This is a genomic window from Bacillus sp. CGMCC 1.16607, from assembly GCF_042683745.1.
GTDB lineage: Bacteria > Bacillota > Bacilli > Bacillales > Cytobacillaceae > Pseudoneobacillus.
In genome coordinates this window covers 1-19,868 of the sequence record NZ_JBHUJX010000027.1, presented here as the reverse complement: position 1 = coordinate 19,868, position 19,868 = coordinate 1, and the positions used below count along the sequence as shown (strand labels likewise).

At 34.5% G+C, this 19,868-nt stretch carries 14 protein-coding genes; 7 read left to right on the top strand and 7 right to left on the bottom strand.

What is annotated here, in order from left to right; translation table 11 throughout:
* Nucleotides 1-256: 256 nt before the first annotated feature.
* On the bottom strand, nt 257-496 hold the full coding sequence (locus ACFSO7_RS21875) for a hypothetical protein (protein ID WP_377879562.1): 240 nt from the start codon (nt 494-496) through the stop codon (nt 257-259).
* Between the two features lie 220 nt (nt 497-716).
* Here ACFSO7_RS21875 and ACFSO7_RS21870 point away from each other — a divergent pair, with 220 nt between their 5' ends.
* Genes ACFSO7_RS21870 through ACFSO7_RS21860 form a run of 3 tightly spaced genes read left to right on the top strand, consistent with a single transcriptional unit; the run spans nt 717 to nt 2,978 of the window.
* Entirely contained in the window at nt 717-1,406 is a 690-nt protein-coding gene (locus tag ACFSO7_RS21870; protein WP_377879561.1) for a hypothetical protein, read from the top strand.
* 13 nt (nt 1,407-1,419) lie between these two features.
* Nucleotides 1,420-2,214, top strand: a complete 795-nt coding sequence (locus tag ACFSO7_RS21865; RefSeq protein ID WP_377879560.1) for a UvrD-helicase domain-containing protein — start codon at nt 1,420-1,422, stop codon at nt 2,212-2,214.
* A complete protein-coding gene (locus tag ACFSO7_RS21860) occupies nt 2,211-2,978 on the top strand; it encodes a hypothetical protein (RefSeq protein ID WP_377879559.1) in 768 nt (255 codons plus the stop codon). Before ACFSO7_RS21865 ends, ACFSO7_RS21860 begins: the two co-directional genes overlap by 4 nt.
* 612 nt (nt 2,979-3,590) lie before the next feature.
* Here the strand turns inward: ACFSO7_RS21860 and ACFSO7_RS21855 are convergent.
* From ACFSO7_RS21855 to ACFSO7_RS21845, 3 genes are all read right to left on the bottom strand, one after another.
* Nucleotides 3,591-4,460, bottom strand: a complete 870-nt coding sequence (locus ACFSO7_RS21855; protein ID WP_377879558.1) for an AAA domain-containing protein — start codon at nt 4,458-4,460, stop codon at nt 3,591-3,593.
* Between the two features lie 90 nt (nt 4,461-4,550).
* On the bottom strand, nt 4,551-7,961 hold the full coding sequence (locus ACFSO7_RS21850; RefSeq protein ID WP_377879557.1) for an AAA domain-containing protein: 3,411 nt from the start codon (nt 7,959-7,961) through the stop codon (nt 4,551-4,553).
* Between the two features lie 117 nt (nt 7,962-8,078).
* Entirely contained in the window at nt 8,079-8,342 is a 264-nt protein-coding gene (locus ACFSO7_RS21845) for a hypothetical protein (RefSeq protein ID WP_377879556.1), read from the bottom strand.
* A 581-nt stretch (nt 8,343-8,923) separates the two neighbouring features.
* On the opposite strand from ACFSO7_RS21845, the gene ACFSO7_RS21840 reads away from it, so the two are divergent.
* Both ACFSO7_RS21840 and ACFSO7_RS21835 read left to right on the top strand, forming a co-directional pair.
* Complete coding sequence (locus ACFSO7_RS21840) at nt 8,924-12,013, top strand: UvrD-helicase domain-containing protein (protein ID WP_377879555.1); 3,090 nt, start codon at nt 8,924-8,926, stop codon at nt 12,011-12,013.
* Nucleotides 12,014-12,024: 11 nt separating this feature from the next.
* The gene (locus ACFSO7_RS21835; RefSeq protein WP_377879554.1) at nt 12,025-14,691 is read left to right on the top strand and encodes a hypothetical protein; all 2,667 of its coding nucleotides are present in this window, start codon (nt 12,025-12,027) and stop codon (nt 14,689-14,691) included.
* A gap of 380 nt (nt 14,692-15,071) precedes the next feature.
* Here ACFSO7_RS21835 and ACFSO7_RS21830 read toward each other — a convergent pair whose 3' ends face one another.
* Together ACFSO7_RS21830 and ACFSO7_RS21825 are read right to left on the bottom strand one after the other, a co-directional pair.
* The gene (locus ACFSO7_RS21830; RefSeq protein WP_377879553.1) at nt 15,072-16,484 is read right to left on the bottom strand and encodes a DNA cytosine methyltransferase; all 1,413 of its coding nucleotides are present in this window, start codon (nt 16,482-16,484) and stop codon (nt 15,072-15,074) included.
* Between the two features lie 2 nt (nt 16,485-16,486).
* Entirely contained in the window at nt 16,487-16,693 is a 207-nt protein-coding gene (locus ACFSO7_RS21825) for a helix-turn-helix domain-containing protein (protein WP_377879552.1), read from the bottom strand.
* A gap of 126 nt (nt 16,694-16,819) precedes the next feature.
* On the opposite strand from ACFSO7_RS21825, the gene ACFSO7_RS21820 reads away from it, so the two are divergent.
* Both ACFSO7_RS21820 and ACFSO7_RS21815 read left to right on the top strand, forming a co-directional pair.
* Nucleotides 16,820-18,472 (top strand): Sau3AI family type II restriction endonuclease, encoded by a 1,653-nt coding sequence (locus ACFSO7_RS21820; protein WP_377879551.1) that lies wholly within the window; start codon nt 16,820-16,822, stop codon nt 18,470-18,472.
* A 521-nt stretch (nt 18,473-18,993) separates the two neighbouring features.
* Entirely contained in the window at nt 18,994-19,158 is a 165-nt protein-coding gene (locus ACFSO7_RS21815; protein WP_377879550.1) for a hypothetical protein, read from the top strand.
* A gap of 201 nt (nt 19,159-19,359) precedes the next feature.
* Here ACFSO7_RS21815 and ACFSO7_RS21810 read toward each other — a convergent pair whose 3' ends face one another.
* Nucleotides 19,360-19,698, bottom strand: a complete 339-nt coding sequence (locus ACFSO7_RS21810) for a hypothetical protein (protein ID WP_377879548.1) — start codon at nt 19,696-19,698, stop codon at nt 19,360-19,362.
* Nucleotides 19,699-19,868 lie beyond the last annotated feature (170 nt).

Sequence of the window (19,868 nt, the reverse complement as noted above, 5' to 3'; positions counted from 1 at the left end):
TAAAGAGGCAATGTGAAAAAATTGATGTAAGATCCATTCGGAGTGAGAAATATTCGATTCTGTAATGAAGAACCCATACATTAATAAAAGGTACTTTCTTCAAACCGATAAAAAGATGAAAAGTGTTAAAACCGTATTAATGCATAATGCATCACCTTCTTTCATAATCAAAAGAAAAAGGCTTCTCAAAAGTTTAATCAACTAATGAGAAGCCTTTTTTATACCTGATGTAGCAAATCACTTTAAAACCCAACTATTACAAACGTTCCAGATGTTTAATATTGATCATGTGCATGTGATACAAAGTAGAAACAATAGACGTTTTATTATCAATAATCTCGTCTATTTTATCCTTTACTTTATGTTCATTTAGTAATTCTATATGTCTTCCTTCATAAGTTTCCCTATTAATTTCCTTCTTTTTATATGCCTTTAATATATCTTCTATAGGGGCAAGAAGAGGCTCATGGACATATTCAATATTTCTTAATTCCATTACTTACATACTCTAAATCATCTTTCTTTGAATAAGCAGATAATTGGGTTGATTGTTTAGTCTAGTATCCTCTAACTTAATTGATGAACAATTACTAATCCTTTAGTTTCCCTCCACCATATCTCCTTCACCCTTATTGGTTATATATTCCTATTATAATATCCAGGAAACTACCAATTCATGATAAAATTGGCTTTATATAAAGTCTGGAGGCGATGGTGTGAATTTTGATATCTACTATTCTGAAACAGCAAGGGAAGAACTTTACAACATGTCTGAAAAGAGACTCGCTCAGTTATCCGAACGTGTAGATCGCCTTCGTACCGGCGAATGGCAAAACGGAACGCGAGTAAAGAAGCTACGTTCTATTAATCATAAACGAACAATTTATGAAGAACGGACAGATAATGCGAGAAGAATGTTATTTACTATAGTTAAGAATCGGAAGGTTGCAGAACAAGCTGCCCTACTTATCTTTCATTTTGAAGTAGAGCACGACAAAGTTATCCGTACAGCAAGATCTCTTATGCAAGACGATTATGATATGCGTCAATATAACCAAGAAGATGAGCAAGTTTGTTCCTTAGAAGAATTTATGGAAGAAACAAAATCTATATGGAAGAATAATAATGAAGATTTTCATACTTACCTTAATCAACTAAAATCCTATGAATTAGATGATGAGACTCTACTACGATTAATTCGTCGAAAGGAACTCAATGAAGATGAATTCTATGAGATGAAAATTAGCTTAAGCAACAAGCAGCGTAACTTCGCACAGGCTCCACTCCCTATTTTACTAAGCGGAACAGCAGGAAGTGGTAAAACTACTATCGTTATTCACAAGTTACTAGAGATGAATCCAGACGCAACGAAGCTTATATGTTACTTATACAAAAGATCTATGTAAGGAAGCACAGCAAATGTTTCAGCGTCTTGTTAAAGGGATTGATGGTGAGCAGAAATATATTGATAATGTCCATTTTAAAACGTTTGATGAACTTATGAGAGAGCGCCAACAAGATAAGGCACAAGATATTATTACTAGAGAACGATTTATGTTGGAATATAAAAAGTTAGCAAGAAAAAATAATATGGAAAAAGACTTTCCTTCTCTAATGATGTGGGAAGAATTACGAGGAGTTTGGAAAGGTGGTATGTACGGAAAGGAATATATCCTTACTGAAAAAGAATACATTAACCTTACAGATGATCAAGCTCCAAATTTTGTTGGAAAACGGAAAATAGCATATGCCCAGTTCCTTCGCTATCAAGAGATGTTATCACAATCACACAAAATCGATGAACAAGATTTACTTCATGAAGCAATTGAATTTAATACAACTAAATACAACTATATCTTTTGTGATGAAGTACAGGATTTATCCATGCTACATCTAAGATTCCTGTATGAACTGGCCGGTAGAAGTGCAACCAACTTATTTTTAACTGGTGATGACCAACAAATTCTTCACCATAGCGGATTTAGGTGGCCAACAATTAATGATTTATTTACATATAAATTTAATCATAAACCACCAAAACTTGAACATCTAACAATGAATTATCGTAGTGTTGGCGCTATCACAGATTTGGCCATGTCGATTAATAAATTAGAGAAAAGCTATACAACTAAAAAGATTAAAGCAAAACCATCACAAAGTTTACATTATGGGGAAAACCCTATTATTTTACTAACGTTTCAGAAGACGAGATGATTGAGGCTATTCATAAATTCGGACCACATCAAGCTATAATTGTTCGATCAAATAAAGTAAAGGAAGAGCTTCGTTCTTCTTTTCAGAAACGATATGGTCACCCACCACTCATCTTTACAATTTTTGAAATAAAAGGCCTGGAATTTGAGCGAAATTTAATATGGGATTTCTTTCCTAAATATTCAGAAGAAGCTGCGTTTTGGGAAGATACTTTTCGCCAAATTAACCTTGGAAATGAAGAAAAGATTCGGAATGATAATAATAAGCAACGTACATTAGCTAGTGAAACAAACCTTTTATATGTTGGGGTAACCCGGGGCAGTCATTACTGTTATATATTTGATAACGATACTCCTTCTGCATTTTGGAATTATAAGCCCATACATGAACGAATGCAAGTACATCGTAACCTTGCTATATTACAAGAATCTGAAGAACACTTGGTGGAAACAACGGATCAAGATTGGCTTAAAGAAGGCCTACGCTTATTGAAAAAGAAATTATATGATCAAGCACTTGATTGTTTTAACCGCATAGAAAATACATGGGAAATTTCAATCTATAAACATGAATGTTTAGGATACCTAGCTAGAGAAAACGAAAATTTTGATGAAGCCTTAGAACATTTTAAGAAAGCAAATATGCATGAGGAAGTTGTTGCTTGCTTGGATATTAAGGAACAGTTCATTACAGCATATAATTACATCAAAAAACTGTTATACGATTTATTAGTAATCCTTATGAAAAGCAAACATGGACCTTAAGAAGTTATCAGTATAAAGTGAAAGATTTTGATCAGAAGGGCCAATGGAAAGGTAGTGGAATATATTGTAACAACCACCTATCCCAACATTACGAGGCGGCTATACGATTTGAACGTGATTCACAGTGGATGTTCGCTAAGGATGCCTATGAACGTGCTATACAATCCTGTGACCCTAAAGAAACTAAACGTCTAAAACTATTAAAAGACAAACATCAAGATATATTAACTAAACTGTAGATTAAATTTCTAATTGCTAACCATTTCATAATGAGCCAAAGAAATAAAAAAGGCTTCTCAAAAGTTAAATCTAATGAGGAGCCTTAATTAAAAAAAGGTAATTCTTTATGTAAATTTAACCAATGAGCTATCAATATCTAGCATACATGATGTTTTAATCCATCTTGCATGAAATTCATTAGAATATCCTTTGCCCTTTACCTTATTTCTTCAGGCTCATTATTTTAGACTGATTTCTCTTGGAGAAAACAATGCACCCTTGGTTGAAAACGCACATGTTACATATTTTAATTCATTTTCAAACATGCTTATTCAATTGCAATAAGATTTGTAGGGTCACCATGCGATGCTTTAAATATGATATTTTCCTTGACTAATCAAGTATTTGAACATCGACAGCATTGTCCTCGCTTCTAACCTCATATCGTTTTTCAGGCTTTCCATATACATTGACCAACTGATGGCTTGTAGAAAATGAATTATCCTCGAGATAGCTGTTGCTTCCGAAAATTACTTCTTCAATTTTACGCGATTCCAGCTCAATCCATTCTCGCTGTTTCTTGCATAGTTCTTCGACTCTCTTTATCATTGTGAGATTTTCTATTTTTTCCGTAGCGTCATTCGGCATAATTATGAACAGATAATCTCTAGCTCTACTAATAGAGACATTAATGATATTAAGTTTATTGAGAAACATATCTTTTGAAGCCGATATGGACGGTGGTGGGTTAAATAGTACGAAAATAATATCGCATTCGTCACCTTGGAATCCATGGATTGTCCCTACTTGAACATCAATGTTCTTTGGGAACGTGAAAGAGGCCATTAACTTATCAATCAAGTCAGACTGAGCACGATATGGTGCAATCAAACCTATACGAAAAAAATTATCTCCATTTGCCATTTCAAGGAGAGATGAAATGTACTTTACGAACTCAAATGCAAAAAGTGCAGAATACACCTGATAATTACTCTTGCTTTGAAGACGTTTGGGACGATAAATGCTCTCGTATTTACTTACAGGAAATTTTATGATGTTTAATGGCTTTATATCAATGAAGTCTTCAATAAGTAATGGGCGTCTATCATCGACTGTACGATTATGTTGCAGCACACCGCCGTATGAAAGCTGGCTGAACACCTCTCCAATATCGGGAGTACTTCTATACTGAATCGTTAGAAGTTCGACATGGTACTGATGAGGAATCGTTTTCGGATTAGTGAATGATTTGAGTTCCACCATTGTATAAATGTTTTCGCTTTTCCAAATATCTACAGTGGTGATTGGTTCAATCTGGAATGGATCACCCGCAATTATGAACTTCTCAGGTGTCTACTTATAGAGCGGATAAACTATGTTTACCATTGGGATCATGGACGCTTCGTCAATAATGATATAATCCCACTTAAGTGCATTCAAATGTAGCCTCGTATCCCCATCTGGTAGAAAATAGTCATATGGGAAACGAGCGATTGTCGTTACCGTTACATTTCTCGGGAATGTACGAATATCAAAGGTCTTATCACGAAATACACCGCTCTGCTCAATAACACTGTCGTTAGTCGCACCAAAACGGACAAGCCAATCAGTATAACTGTGATTTGTGTCCAGTTCCATAAGGCGACGCACAAGGACATCTGCCGCTTTGTTTGTTGGAGTCAGAACAAGAATTTTCGTGTTGTAATCTGCTTGCATAAGAGGAAGAATTACCTTTCCCGCAAGGTGCGTTGTTTTTCCAGTTCCAGGTGGCCCAAAAACAAATTCGATATTCTTGCAAAGGTTGGACTGCATATCATAATCATCATCGAGATTGAGATTATTGAACGCTTTCCGTAGTTCCTCTAATAAGAACACAGGATTCTTAGCCTCTATTCTTGCTTCCGTGACGAGTGATAAATCAACTCCGTCAATCTGCGCATTCGTCCTTAATTTCGCCCTTAAAGTGTATGATTTTACGTTAACAACTTCAACTGCGACTTTTACCATCGGCTGATTGGCAAAATGCAATTCTAGCGGAATATCCGCAAGGTCTTCCATAGACTGAGGGATATAGCGGCTTGGATGCTTTAAAATAAGGGTTCGTGACGTGCCTTCCTCACGTTCCACCTTAGAGAAAGTGATTGAGATTTCCCTGCTATTCGCGGTATTTTCGCCGGTATTTACCGACTCAAGTTCAAGTAAAGCCTTAAACCACCCGAAAGAGTATCTATCTGCATTTATCGCTTTTTGCGTCAATTCATCGAGATGAGCGATTACCGCTATCTCTTTTGCACTTCGTTGTTTTGCTTGATCTATTTTCTTGCTGAAATCAATAGACGGCTTAGTGTAGTCATCCTCGTCAGAGTCTAAATTAGCCTCGTCATTGGTTGGAGTGGTAATTTCCTTTGCTTTCGTAGCAGAAACAGCCCGTTTACTGATTTCTTTTGCTATACGAGTAACAGTAGGATTTTCTGAATCAGTATCTCCTTCATCACCTTTAGGCTGATGAGTAGAGGTTTGTTTAGTTGCACGATATTGCTCCGCAAAGCGCTTAAGTTCTTCAGGCGGAATATCAGAAAGGGCTTCAGCTAGTGCAATCTTTGCTCGTTGCTCTTCGTTTAAATATTCATCCTCCTCAGCATCGAGTTCTTCCTCAATGCCCAGAAACAGTAACAGTTCTTTGGCTTCGTCAGTATTAGTTTCATATTGTGGAGAAAGAGTTTTTAAGGTTAGTTCTCTTGCAGAAACAAGGTTGCCCTCTGCATTGAGTAGCCAGGGGATTGTTCGCAATTGAACTCCTGCACTTGATTCAAAACTTTGTTTGCGAGAATAACGATAAAAATACTCATAGGTTCCACTTAAAACACTATCGAAACGATCCCAGCGGGTACACACTGAAGAAATAACGTTGAGTAATTGCTTCCAGATAAAAACCGCATTATATGGTGAGGCATGTTCCAAAATCTCTCGATATCCATCAATATACGGTTCAGTCCATTTCTGTTTTCCAGTTGAACGAGACCATGCTTGACTTATTTGCATAGCTTCTTGATAGTTGATATCACGTGACAGAACCTTAGGCACTTCCTTTGCACCAAGTTCGATTAAGAAACTAATCAAGTCTTTTTTATCATGTTCGCCAACAAGCTGTATATATTCATCTAAATCTACGAATCTGGTATCTGGTTTATATTGAAACCACTGGCAAAGTGATTCGCTCGGAAGGTAAAGGTCGCTGGCCTTCCCACGATAAACCGTGTCGTCATCGGCTGAGCGAAAGCTGACGAATTCACAATCCCTGATTAGTTCTAAATAATCTTCAATTTCTGACTGTGGACATTCTTTATAATAGTTAAAAAACTTCCGAAAATGTGGATTGGTATCAATCTCAACATCACCCTGATACTGTGGCAGAATAATATTGTAAATCTCATCCCGAAGCGAGGGCTCCTTAAGGCCGAGACTCCGAATGAACTCAACTGTGTCTTCGTTATCCATTAAAGACTTATTGACGGTTTCATAACCGCTGACATCCTCAGATGGAAGGAACAGTATAGGTTGCCCTTTTTCATCCATGACAGAAACAGCCTTTCCGGCTTGATTGAGTAAAATCGGTTTCTTCTGTACAAGTTTAATACGTTCTTTTGAAGCTGAGATATACTTATAAAATTCATGCAGCCATTCGATGGTTTGCATTTCTATGAAGGCAGAATCTATTCGGGCAATAAATTTGTCTTGCCCGAACCAATCATTCGAAATCGAATCCAGATACCCAGCAAGTGGTTTGTTATTACGCAGGACTTCAGCCCTCGATAATGAAAAGAAAGCCCATTTTGCCTCTGCATTTCCCGACAGCACCGCTAATTGAAAGTTTGTGAATATGTCTGTTGTTAAGCAATTGCTAGCCCATTGAGAATATTCAACCAAATATGCATTTTGTTTTGACGTATAACCATCGGAAGTGGGAATTAATACTACACCACTGCACATTTTTTCTTTTATGGCTATATAAAATGGCCGGAATGAAATCTTCCTTTTGTCGTTCACATCGTTAAAATCGCTTTCTTTATATGGAATAATATCAAATATTTCATCATTAATAAGTCGATAACCCTTAGCTTGACCGATATCCCTAAGATAGACAAGACTATCCGCTGCCAAATCTGCCAACATTTCAATCATATCTTTGTTATGTTGAATACCTGCTCGAATACCCTCGCGGCTGTCAGTAAGCAAGAACGGTGCGTGAATAATGAAGTTAAGATTTGTAACCTCTTTTGTCGGGAAGAAGCAAAAGCTTGGATGTTGTTTTGGTGTCAGATTTTCTTTTTTATCGAGAAAGAAACCGACTGAATAGCTATGTCCATTACTATCTTTACGTGAAAACAACCACAAGTTATCATCATAAATTTCATCACCGTCATTTTGCGTCAGGCAAATACGCTCAGCAACTGTATCGCCGAATTGCTGCTTATCTAATATGTGCTTTCCGTATAATCCCAATGCGGCCTGGATTTCAAATGAAATATACCCAAGATTCGCTAAAAACACCAATGGGTAATCTAACGAACGAAGTTTCTCAGAAATATCCTCATATGCCTCCGCTGGGCCACGCTCTGTGTGGTCAAATGGGAAAATAAATAGTGTTTCGTCCATTTTCCTGCCTGGATAATCATCCGTAATCCTTTTTGGAACGATAAAACGATCTATTTTAAAAAAAATGTTTGGGTCGTAAATATGCGGTGTTGAGGTGTATTGAAACACTGACTTAAATCCGACACCGAATTTACCGATTGAGGCATCACGATCACGTTTACTAGAGTTGGCGATTGATGTTATTGCGTTAATATCCCCTAACGCACCGTTTGCGGAATCTTCTTCTTAATTAGCTGGATTGGAAACAGTAAATCGCCGTGTGCCATTGTGCGCAAAAATCAATTTATCTCTATCCAACACAAAGCGAGCAGTTGTTGCTTTCGCATCATCAGCGTTTTGGAGCAATTCGTAAATAAAGTGTGCTTGGTCGGAATACTTCTCGACAACACTAGTCTTTACACCGCGCAAAGCAGGGTCATCAAGAGCGTCAGCAAGATGCTCTCTGTGTTTTGATAATTGGTCAAAATTAATATCGTTCAGAATAATCACTCATATACTCCCCCTAAAGCACTTTAGATGATACCCATGTCTTTTAGTGTGGTTATTTAATTTATCCATTTAAATTTTTTCGGAATTTTCACAATTATATTATACCCATATACTTCCATAATAGAAAGAGGTGCGTTTTCCTCTATCGGCATAAACAAAAACACAAAACCTATACCTTAACGCAAAAAATTATAAATTCTGTGTGAAAAATAGACCCTCTAAAGCAAAAGTCCCTCAAACTATCAGTTTGAGGGAACATAAAGCACACATGAATTTTCACTTAAAAACCTTCAAAGTCTTAAATACCAGCTTTTTTCTTCCACACGACACACTCCACGTGTCTTGAGGGTATTGGGAGAAAAAAATGTGTTGAAGTGATTAACTTACATAATTATAGTTATTTATTTTATACAATAGCATTTGATTATTGGATAACCCTCTTGAATCAAAATATTTACATCAATGACTTGGGGCCAATTATTAAGTTTTCTTTCAATTCAAACAATAGTACAATTATATTAGTTTAAAATCCCCATTAAATAGTCTTTTTTGGAATTTACTTTTAATAAGGTGGAAATTTTATGGTTTTTAACTTTCAAGATATTTTTAAGTATTTACAATCATCCAAAAAAATTGAACATACTCTTGCTCATTCCTATCGTCAGGTGGAATATCCATTTAATAGGGGGGGGGTGTATGCGCGCAATTTACCCCTTTTCAATAAAGAATTATACGATCTAATTATCAATCTTAAGCGCTTGCCGACTGTTCAGGAATTTGAAGATCAATACGTAGAAAAATATTTAACACGCCCGGCCAATAAAGTGGCACTCCATTATCATACAAATACAGCCTATAAAGCGTTAGTGTCCGAGCTACATTTTTATTTTATATTAAAACAATCTGGTTTATTCGATGATGTAAAAATGAACTATACATATGACTTAGAAGCTAAAACAGATATATTACTCCGAAAAAACGGCAAAATGCTGGGCATCCAATTATTTAGCGGAGACGAGAATTACCGTTTATCAAAAGAAAAATCAATTGAAAATTTACAACTTGGCTATGAACTAAAACTTTATAATCTACGTGACAATCCAGAGCGTAAAAAAGTTATTACAGGAGTCGATGGCTCTAAATTAAACCTTTACGGGAAGCTCGATGCAGATTTTTTTGCTGATTATTTGAGCGATGCTCCAACCCTGTCCCCCGAGAATTTAATGAAAGAGGAACCAACTGATAAGTTTACATTATTACCTGACGTAACAATACAAAATGACGAATCGATTAACGATGAGGATGTGGAATATTCATATATTTATATCGGATTATACTCTGACCATATCAAACAATATCTTAGCAGACTACGAAAAAAAGGAAAAATAGTATTCACGTTAATTAGAATAAAATCCGGAGATACATTTACAGCAACTGATGGAAAATATTTTACCTTAAATGGAGTTCGATTAAAGAGAGCCGAAGGCTTACGTTACTTAAAGAAGTATAGTAATTACTTAAAAAACTTTAACTTCTATCAATATAAAATTGAACATGCAAATCCAACCATCAATATTGCCGTAAATGCAGGCGCAGGTAGCGGGAAAACGACGACACTCGTATCACGTATTTTATATTTACTATTCACCAAACAAATTAAAAGCTTGCATGAGATTGTTATGATTACTTTCACAAATGAAGCAGCAAGCAATATGAAAGAGGCTTTAGAGGAACGATTGGAGGAGCTATACCGCAAAACAGGCAGTGAGGTTCATTATGAATATCTCCAGCAAATAAACTTTATGAAAATCGTAACGATTCCAACGTTTGCAAAAGACATTTTAAAACAATTCTCTCACTATATTGGTTTATCAGCCAAAATTGATATTACTGAAATGGTTGTCAAACGCCGCGAAATTTTAGAGAGTAGTTTAGACAAAACAATTTTAAAACAATCCACTAATCCATTTGGTCGTTTAGATTATTATAAGATTATTGGATTCCTTGAGAATGTCTGGGATAAATTCAACCAAAAAGGAATAGTCGAACAGGAACTAAAGAAATATTTAGAGCTCAATCCAGATGACGATACATTAAAGCTTGCTGTAATTAATACATTAAAAGATGCCGAAGAACAATTTACAAGGTTAAAATTCGATGAGGATTTTGTAACAGTTGCGGATTTAACCCGCTTTTTAAAGATACTTATTGATCAACAAGTACCATTACAAGAACTAAATAAGAATTATAAATACTTGTTTGTAGATGAATTTCAAGACACGGATATTGCTCAAATTCAATTTATCGCAACGATTGCAGCGAAGGCAAATTTGCATTTAACTGTTGTCGGTGATACGAAACAAAGTGTTTATCGATTTCGTGGAGCTGACTCTACGGCTTTTACAGTACTAGATGATTATTTAGGAGAACTTCAGTGTCAAAAGCTCTATACGTATCATTTAGTAGAAAACTTCCGTTCATCAAAAGAATTAATAGAAGGAATGGAAGATATTTTTGGACGTTGGCGTGAAAAGAAATTATTACCACCTGATGAGCAGCCTATGTATTCTCGTCGTGACAACTTTATGGATGAAGACCAGATTTTTATGCTATATGAAGATGAATTTAAGATTGACCATTTACTGGAAGACTTTGCGCTTATGCCGCCCAAAAAGGACAAACGAAATGTCTTAGCTGTATTGGTACGCAACAATCACGAAGCAATAGAAATTGGCGAAATGCTAAGTCAGCTGGAGGGCGGCCCGCAATATGAAGTGCGGACTGAAGGAACTCTTTATGCCTCCAAATCAGCACGTGATTTAGGTATTTTACTACATTCTTGGCTTTATGCAAATAGCGATCATATTATGCGAAATCAGGCAATATTTTCACTAAGTGAAACAGCCTTCTGTACAAAAGAGGAACCAATCCATTTCACAATAGAAAGGCGCTATCAAAATTCCCGTCTAGAAAGATCATTTATTAGTGCAAATGACTTTTCTTTCAAAGTTCCAGAAGCTTGGCATATAGCGCTTGACTTAATGAAGGAAAAGCCAATTTTGTCAATACTACAAGAATTTTTGGAGCAAAGTGATTACACAACTAACTTAGGAGCACTTGATTATAATGAAATTGAGATTTTGAAATACGAACTGAATCTTGAAAAAATCATAGCTGAAATATATGCACAGTTTAGTAATAATGCAACTTTAATTCAAATATACGACTGGTTAAAGTGGCAAATTTTAACAAACCGTGAGAGCGATGAGGCGGAAATTGAAGAATCATCATTTGACGATAATTTCGTAAGGGTCATGACCGTTCATAAGTCAAAGGGGCTTCAGTTTCATACTGTGCTTATTCCCTATCCAAATAATGCCTTCATTCGAGATGATGCTGCCATTAAAAAAGATATCATTGTCCAAATTGGGGAGAAAGATGAACTCAATTTCGGATGGAAATATTTTGACAAGCAAAGCGAATTTGAAGATATTTCATCTAATTATGGTAAGCTACGCAGCCAAGAAAATGAAGAACAACGCCGTGAAGAAGCTCGCATATTATATGTAGCAATGACTCGGGCAGAGCAATCATTAAAAATTTACAGTTTAACAGATGTAGTAGAGGGTGCGGACCAACCTAATACTTGGGGAGAACTATTATTAATGTAAGGAGAATACGTATGTCTGGATATAAAAATTTAATTTATACAAATGCTGAGGAGCTTTTCCATCAAAATAGCGCCTTCGCTGCTTATAAAGATGCTATTCATATTACAGCGACTAACTCCCTAAAGGCAGGAATGATGAAAAGTAATAGTGGTTTAAATCGTTGGTTTACCGGCCCTATTATCTCCTTTGCTGAGTTAATGAAATATATTGGCGGTGACTGGTCAAAAGGAAAGACGAGATTAAAACAGCATACATTGCTCACAAAAGAACTTCGCAAATTTAATGAGCAAAGCCCTACCTTAGATACTGACTTATATTCGGCCATTGATAAAAACCAAGAGCTTTTATTGAGAACAATCCGACTATTAAGCGAAAGCGGCTATTCGAGTTCGACTGTAAAGGAACTGTTACAAAATGTAAATGAACAAGAAAGAATCTTTTTAGAATTATGGCAAGCACTGGAACACGATCCTTCATACTCTAATATTCATAGTTGGTTCGAAGAATTAAGTCAATCACCAAAACGTGTATTTCGCGCTGCCCTAAAAAAATTATTTGAAGACATTATCGGAGATGATCAAAAACGCATTAATTCTAATATTTCTTTTGCACAATCTGTTCATGACGTCGTCTATACGCGTATTAGAAGAGGAAAAAGGAGCCAAATTGTATTACACGGCTTCTACTTCCTTGTGCCTGTACAGAAGCGCTTATTCGATTTGCTAAGTAAGAGATTTGATATTATTCATGTCGTTAACTATCAACCAAATTACAAGCGTGGATTTCAAACAATTGAAGAATTTTTATACATTCAAGAACTCGGGTTCGAACGTGCAATGGCATACCCTTATTCGGTCAACTACCATGCAAAGGAGTTTTTATGTGCAATTAATGGATCCTTCTCGGCATCAAAAATGGTAACCGATGAAAAGGATATAAAAAAAGTAAACTATTTCGAATTCCACACATTGCAGCAGTTTAAACGCTATACGCAAAATAATGATGAACGGTATGTTTCACCACGTACCATGGAGGTTCGCGACTTTCTAACACCAATCGAACAAGTAGCCTATAAAAAGTTATCAGAACATCCGTTAGGTGCCTTTTTAGTAAATATTCATCTTATTAATAAACGTAAATTTAATGTTACGACAGGAAAATACGATGATATTGAAAACGTTACACATACATTGCTTCGGGAGATTTTCAATTCCGGTTATTTATTCGTAGAAGGGATTAGTGCCCAAATAGCAATGCGTACGTTAGATTTTCTACAAGAAATTACGAATGGGTTTTCGACCTTTGACCAATGGACTAAATGTATTGATAACCTAATTACCACAAAGCAACAAGTTGAGGACCAACTTTCTCATCGTAATTCATATGATAATGATGAACATCGCTTGTATTCATTTTATCATGAAGTGATCGGCTATTTTTATAGCACTGAAGAAGACTTACTTTTTGTAAAAAAGGGCGTTTGTAAGATCCAGAAACTTTTTAACCTACTCTTTAGCGGTACAGAAATTAATATTTCTCAATACGTTGAAATATTAGAAGCGCACGTGGTAAAAAATATTATTCCTTCACTATCGGAAAATCTTGATAAGGAGATTGCAAAAAATATCTTATCAGCCCTAGAGGAATTAAAAGACGACACGCTCGATCAATTAGACCGCAAAGACTTAATGCAAGGACTACGATATTTTTTAGCCCAAGATGCAGATTTAGACGATGAGTATGAAGTAGAACTATATGGTAATGTAGAACCAGGTACGACTGAAACCATTAGTTCATTATTAAATAGTGATGGTTTGCAATTTGAGGACAACCGTGTCATTCATTTTAGTTTAATGGATAATGAAGCATTTCCAACATCGCAATCACTAAATATTTGGCCGCTTTCAATGGATTCCTTTGATTTTCTTTGCCAAAACAATGAGTATTTACGCCAGTTAAAAATGAGAAAAGAGCTTGAAGTTGAAATTGCATGTTATCAATTTTATCTCATTATGTCAAACGCGGTTAAATTAAATTTTTCAATTGTTCGCCGGCTTAATAAACGAAAACAATTAAAGCGTTGCTTCTACTTAAATTTTATAACGCTTATTAAAGGCTCCCATCAACAAATAAATCAACTCATACAAAAAGAAAAAACATCAACTTACGTAGAAGAGACGATTGGATTTAGTGAGCGTCAATATGATATCCTACCAGGGCAAGTATTTAACCGCTGTCCAAAACGCTTTGTATTCTCTTTTTTAATTGACCGTCGTCCAACTTTTAATGATAGCTTTCATGAGCCGTTTTTATTCCAGCAACTTATTTCGTACGATCAAGTTCACGCAAAGGAACAAAACCGTCAAAATACGTTTGAGCAATACCGAAGCTGGTTCCCACATTGGTCTGAAACGAAAAAAAATGTGTATCAAGCAGCAGCTATTGATTACGCAACAAATAATCCTGATAAAATTAATCGACAATTCACATGGATTAATGGATGGAAATACCATGATATTCGTATGAGGTTAAACCTATTCGGTTCCCTTTCTGAAGGAGAAATAACGAATCGACGAGAATATAATGTGAATGATGTTACATTTACACGTCCTGGTGATAATTGTAAATACTGTCCGTTTCAATTTGTATGTAGCGAGTCACAACTTTATATGCCATAAAAATCAAATTTTCTATTACTAATTCATGTTGACCCCAGTACGTCTAGGTTTGAGCCTTCTTTCTTTGAAAATAACAAATAAACAACTTTAACTTTTTCTATCTGTCAAGCCCCATTAAAGCGGGACTTGGCAGACACTACCATTAACCTATCACCGTATCAATTATTTCTAAAATGCCTTTTGCTTTTGGTAATTTATCTTTAATTAATATAGATTTCGAAAAACATGGGGCGATTGACCACTTTACTTTTTACATAGAATAATATTTTTGTATCAATATGGTATAGAATAGTGGTGGAGAATTATGTCCCCACCCTTAATATAAAAGGAAACCAGAAAAAATTTCTATAAAACAGAATGACCTTTAGGTAATTTTTTGTTTAAGACTGATACTGTTCTATAATGCGATTTAATTCTATACCAATTCTTTTGACTATACCAGTGACTAATGCATTTCCCATAAAGAACATTCTCATACGGTCAGATACTTCAGAGATTTCTTTAGTTTCTTCATTCTGCTTATATTTCGTCCAATCAACAGGGAAATCCTGTAAAATTTCAGCTTCATTTGGTGTTAAATAGCGGTATTCACCATTTTCAAATAACAAATGAGTAGAACGATTTACTGACCCTTCACTTGTAAGCATAGTACGTGCTGGTAAACTAAAACTATCATAAGGTGACATAGCACCTTCAGAATAATAGTATTCACTCCCATCCGGCCTAGTTCTTAGAATTCTTTTAGCATCCCGAAGTTCATGGAATTTTTGAATTTTATCTTTGTCTTTAATAATATAACCTTCTATATATTTTTTATATTCTGTAAGCCCAAGAGTAATATCATCGAATTTTGCTATAAAGTCATCTTTTGCTTTTTCAACAACTTCACCCAAGGTAATTGGTTGTTCTTCAATTGGAATAGTGTCAATAGTAAAATACTTACCATGGCGCATGATACCGGTATTCCAAATTGTCCCTGTGAAATTATCTGAAATATTTAATATATATTCATCATAATTAGCATCTTTTCCTAACCAATGACTAGCTTTTCGAACTTTGTTACCATCGACTTTTGGTTCTGAAAGAATAGGAAATTGTCGTGCAAATAAACCGTTACTAAAAATGTAATTATCATATTGATTTGGATTTTCTACAAAATCATCTAATGAACCTTGATTTGAGTTATCATTATAAAATTCATCTAAGTGTTTAGCCCAATCAATATCATTTTTATATACAAAAAAGAAAACCCGACGTCTTCGTTGTGAGCGTCCATAATCTGCAGCATTGATTACTCGCCATTCAACAGAGTATCCCAACTTGTTGAAAGCACCCAGCATAACAGCAAAGTCTCTTCCTCTTTGTTTAGAAGGTGACTTTAACAAGCGGTCAACATTTTCTAAAATCAAATATTTTGGCTGGATAATTCTTGTAGCTCTGATGATTTCCCAAAATAGAACACCTTTTTTCCCTTGAATTCCTTGCTCATCTTTCAATGATCGTGCTACAGAATAGTCTTGGCATGGAAATCCACCAACAATCATGTTTACGTTATTTTCACGCATTTCTTTAAATTTATCATCAGGTACATTCATAATATCATCTGGTAAGTGGGTTACTTCAGGAAATCTATAAATACCTACTTCGTATGCATCCTGTGCTTTACGGCTTGGTTCAAATTGGTTTGAGTAAGTTGTATTAAATACTTCTTTACCAATTGATTTATTAGCATCATTAAACCCGACGATAAATCCACCAACACCATCAAACATAGAAAATATATTTAAACTCATTGTTACACCTTTACTTTCTTAATAATTTGATTGAAATCTTCTATACCTAAAGAATTCATAATTGTTTCTAAATGTCTTAAATTTACTGCAGTCCTAACACCTCTTACCATTTCAGATACTGTGGTAGGGCGTAGTCCTGATAATTCACATAAATCTTTTTGATTCATTCCTCTCTCTCTAAGAATTTCATCAATCCGAAGCTGAATCATTATAACACCTCTATTATGGGATTTCGATATTCATCATTTGATTATAAACTAATATTTATCTATTGCCAAGCCATTGATATACTATAATTAACAATTTTTGTTGTTAAATTAGAGGAGTGGATTGATTTGAGCAGTGTCTATAATACTAGGGAGAAAGTACATAAAAGAGCATTAGAAGCAGTTGGAAAGACTCTTGGAGAAATCGATATAAAGAGCACTCAGAATGTGAAAAATAAGTCTTATCCAGGCAATGTAATAGAGCAAGTCTGGTTTAACCATCCTGCAGATAATTATGCTGAACCAGATTTTCCAGAAGCTGGTGTAGAATTGAAAGTTACCCCCATAGATAAACAAACAAAAAATGTTAAAAAGAAAAAAGTTACAAAATTTATTGCTGGGGAGAGACTTGTTTTAAATAAAATTAATTACCAAAGTGAATTTGGTAAATCATTTGAACAAAGCTCATTTTGGCATAAGAATAAGGTAATTGAATTAATTCAATATTATAGACGCGATGTCTCGCATAAGAAAAAAATTTCTAGCGGAGAAATGATTGAAGATAAAACAAAATTTAGAGTGTTATTTGCGAATCTACTTTCAATGACAGAGTTAAAAGATTTTGGTTTGCCTAAAGAAACTGTAATTGAAATACCTGAGAAAGATTTAGAAATTATCAAGCAAGACTGGAGAAAAATATCCGAATATATAAACTCTGGTAAAGCTGAACAATTATCAGAAGGGCTTACAAATTATCTAGGAGCATGTACAAAGTCAACAACTGGTGGTGATTTTACAAAACAGAAACATACAGATGTTCCTGCAAAACCTAGAGCCTATTCATTTAAATCAAAATTCATTAATGAACTCATAAATAATCATATTATTGGACAAGACCATAGTGAAGCAATTAATAGTATTGTGAAAGATGTTAGTGAGCTAGAAAAGAAAACTCTGGAGGAAATTATTGTCTCCCGCTTTACTTCCTATTACGGTATGAAACAACGTGAATTGATTCAAAAACTTGGAATCGAAGTAGGTAAAAGTCAGACACAAAAAAATATCAATAACATGATAATCCGTGGAATTCTTAATTTGCCAACCACTACAGATGAAGTCACATCTGAAGAAATCGAAAAAGCAGAAATTAGTTTAAAAACAGTTACTTTAAGGATGGGGCAACCAAAAGAACATTTTAAATTTATGGGAATCCCTTCATTTCTTGAACTAGTTAACGAATCTTGGGAGGAATCAAGAGTTTATGATTTCTTAGATAGAAAAAAATTTCTACTACTAGTCTTTAACGATTTTAATAAACAGAAAAAAGATAGTGATTCGTACGAAACAAACCCTGAGAATATAATTTTTATAGGCGCTAAATTTTGGAATATGCCAATTTCTGATATAGATGGGGCAGTAAAAAGTGTTTGGAAAACGGAGGTTGAAAAACTAAAAAACGGCGTTGAACTAACTTTTACCAAAAATGAAAATAATGAAATCAGAATAAATAATAATTTCATTAAACCATCCCTTGAAGATATTTTACATCTTCGCCCCGATGCCCAAGTTGCTCAATACAGATCACAATACTATAAAGACGTTATAGCTAAAGGGATTCCTAAAAAGAAATTAATGAATAATTCTAGGAAATTACCTCGCCCAGCAAAATGGATAGATCGACCAGAGAGTGAAAGAGAAAATTTTACAGATGATTATATGACAAAACAGGCTTGGTGGTTAAGTAAAGAATATATTTATGAACAAATTAAAGATTTGTTGTAGAATAATGCTTTAATCTAATAAAAGCTTACTGAAATAGTAAGCTTTTTTATCTACCTTTCCATCGACTCTTATGGTAATTAATAGTCGTACTGGGAGGTGTTATTTTCCAGAGCATCCTATATTATTTTAAGGAATTCTAACTAGTTGAATAAAACCTTAAAGCCCTCTTGCCACAATTTTTACATTTAGTCAATGTGTATTCGATAATGAAGGAAGTAGTACAGGAATAATTAATAATAGCATATGGTTCATCCGAAACCTCAATATTAATAAAGCAAAAATAGATTAGGAATTATTTATTAATGGGTTCGGTTTTCCAGTATTACAAAATCGTTCAAGAGCTTCTGATACTTTTAAACATAGCGTTAGAACTATCATCACTTTTGCTAATTGATAATCTGGCTCTTGATTTTGTGTTGTAATGAAAAAGCATTAATGAGAAGTTCAGTATACTGAACTTCTCATTAATGTGTAAAGGTTAACTAAAGTGGTAATAATAGAGGTTGAAAGGAGGTTGTTTTATGGAACAAAATTCTACTATAAAAGGTAAAAAACAATCATTTTCCGTTCATTTTCAAAATACACCATCAGCTGAACAATTGTTTTTTATATATAGAAATGCCTTAAATGATGTTATTCATAAAAAAGTACTCGAGCAGATCCAAAACACTAACAATAATATTTGAAATGAAAACTGCAACTGTTATACTAAGTTAAGTACAAATCACCTTTTAATCTCTCTATATTACTATAAATACATAAAAATAAAGGGAACAAATTGTTATAAGTTTGTACCCTTCATTTATGACCATTAATTTTTTCTTACATTACTAACATAATTACTAACTATGATTTGCGTTATCTCAACATAAGGAATTTAATATCCTCTATTCAATTTCGATGACTTCTCCTTTTTCATTTAAAGAAATTCTGATATTTTCCTTTTTCATTTTCTCATTAACCGCCTTAAGATCTCCGCTTTCAACAAGGCTAATAAAGCTGTCATCATTATCTATTTTAACTACAAAGTTCTGCTGCTCTTTGAGTTTATTTAATTTTGTATCTACTTTTTGCATCTCACTTTTAAAGTTTTTGTCTGATATTTTTAGTGTAGCAAATTTCATTTCTAACTCTCGTTTTTGTGCTAATAATTCTTTCCTAATATCTAAATGATTATCACTGTTAGGATTATCGTTAACTTTCTGTTCTTCTATATCTCGACTCATAATATATGTTAATACTTTGGGTTCAATATACTCCTTATGAAGAACAGGGCAAGTGTGACCGTCAAGTAGAATGACACAATTTTTGCTTATTAATTTGAAACACTTTCTTCCCCAAATATGGTAGAACGATGCTTCATACGATAACTATCTTCATTTAAATGAATAATTTC

Coding starts and splice junctions, on each gene's coding strand:
- ACFSO7_RS21875 (WP_377879562.1), bottom strand. CDS start 496: ATGGAATTAAGAAATATTGAATATGTCCATGAGCCTCTTCTTGCCCCT.
- ACFSO7_RS21865 (WP_377879560.1), top strand. CDS start 1,420: ATGTTTCAGCGTCTTGTTAAAGGGATTGATGGTGAGCAGAAATATATT.
- ACFSO7_RS21860 (WP_377879559.1), top strand. CDS start 2,211: ATGATTGAGGCTATTCATAAATTCGGACCACATCAAGCTATAATTGTT.
- ACFSO7_RS21855 (WP_377879558.1), bottom strand. CDS start 4,460: ATGGTGGAACTCAAATCATTCACTAATCCGAAAACGATTCCTCATCAG.
- ACFSO7_RS21840 (WP_377879555.1), top strand. CDS start 8,924: ATGGTTTTTAACTTTCAAGATATTTTTAAGTATTTACAATCATCCAAA.
- ACFSO7_RS21835 (WP_377879554.1), top strand. CDS start 12,025: ATGTCTGGATATAAAAATTTAATTTATACAAATGCTGAGGAGCTTTTC.
- ACFSO7_RS21830 (WP_377879553.1), bottom strand. CDS start 16,484: ATGAGTTTAAATATATTTTCTATGTTTGATGGTGTTGGTGGATTTATC.
- ACFSO7_RS21825 (WP_377879552.1), bottom strand. CDS start 16,693: ATGATTCAGCTTCGGATTGATGAAATTCTTAGAGAGAGAGGAATGAAT.
- ACFSO7_RS21815 (WP_377879550.1), top strand. CDS start 18,994: ATGGAACAAAATTCTACTATAAAAGGTAAAAAACAATCATTTTCCGTT.
- ACFSO7_RS21810 (WP_377879548.1), bottom strand. CDS start 19,698: ATGAGTCGAGATATAGAAGAACAGAAAGTTAACGATAATCCTAACAGT.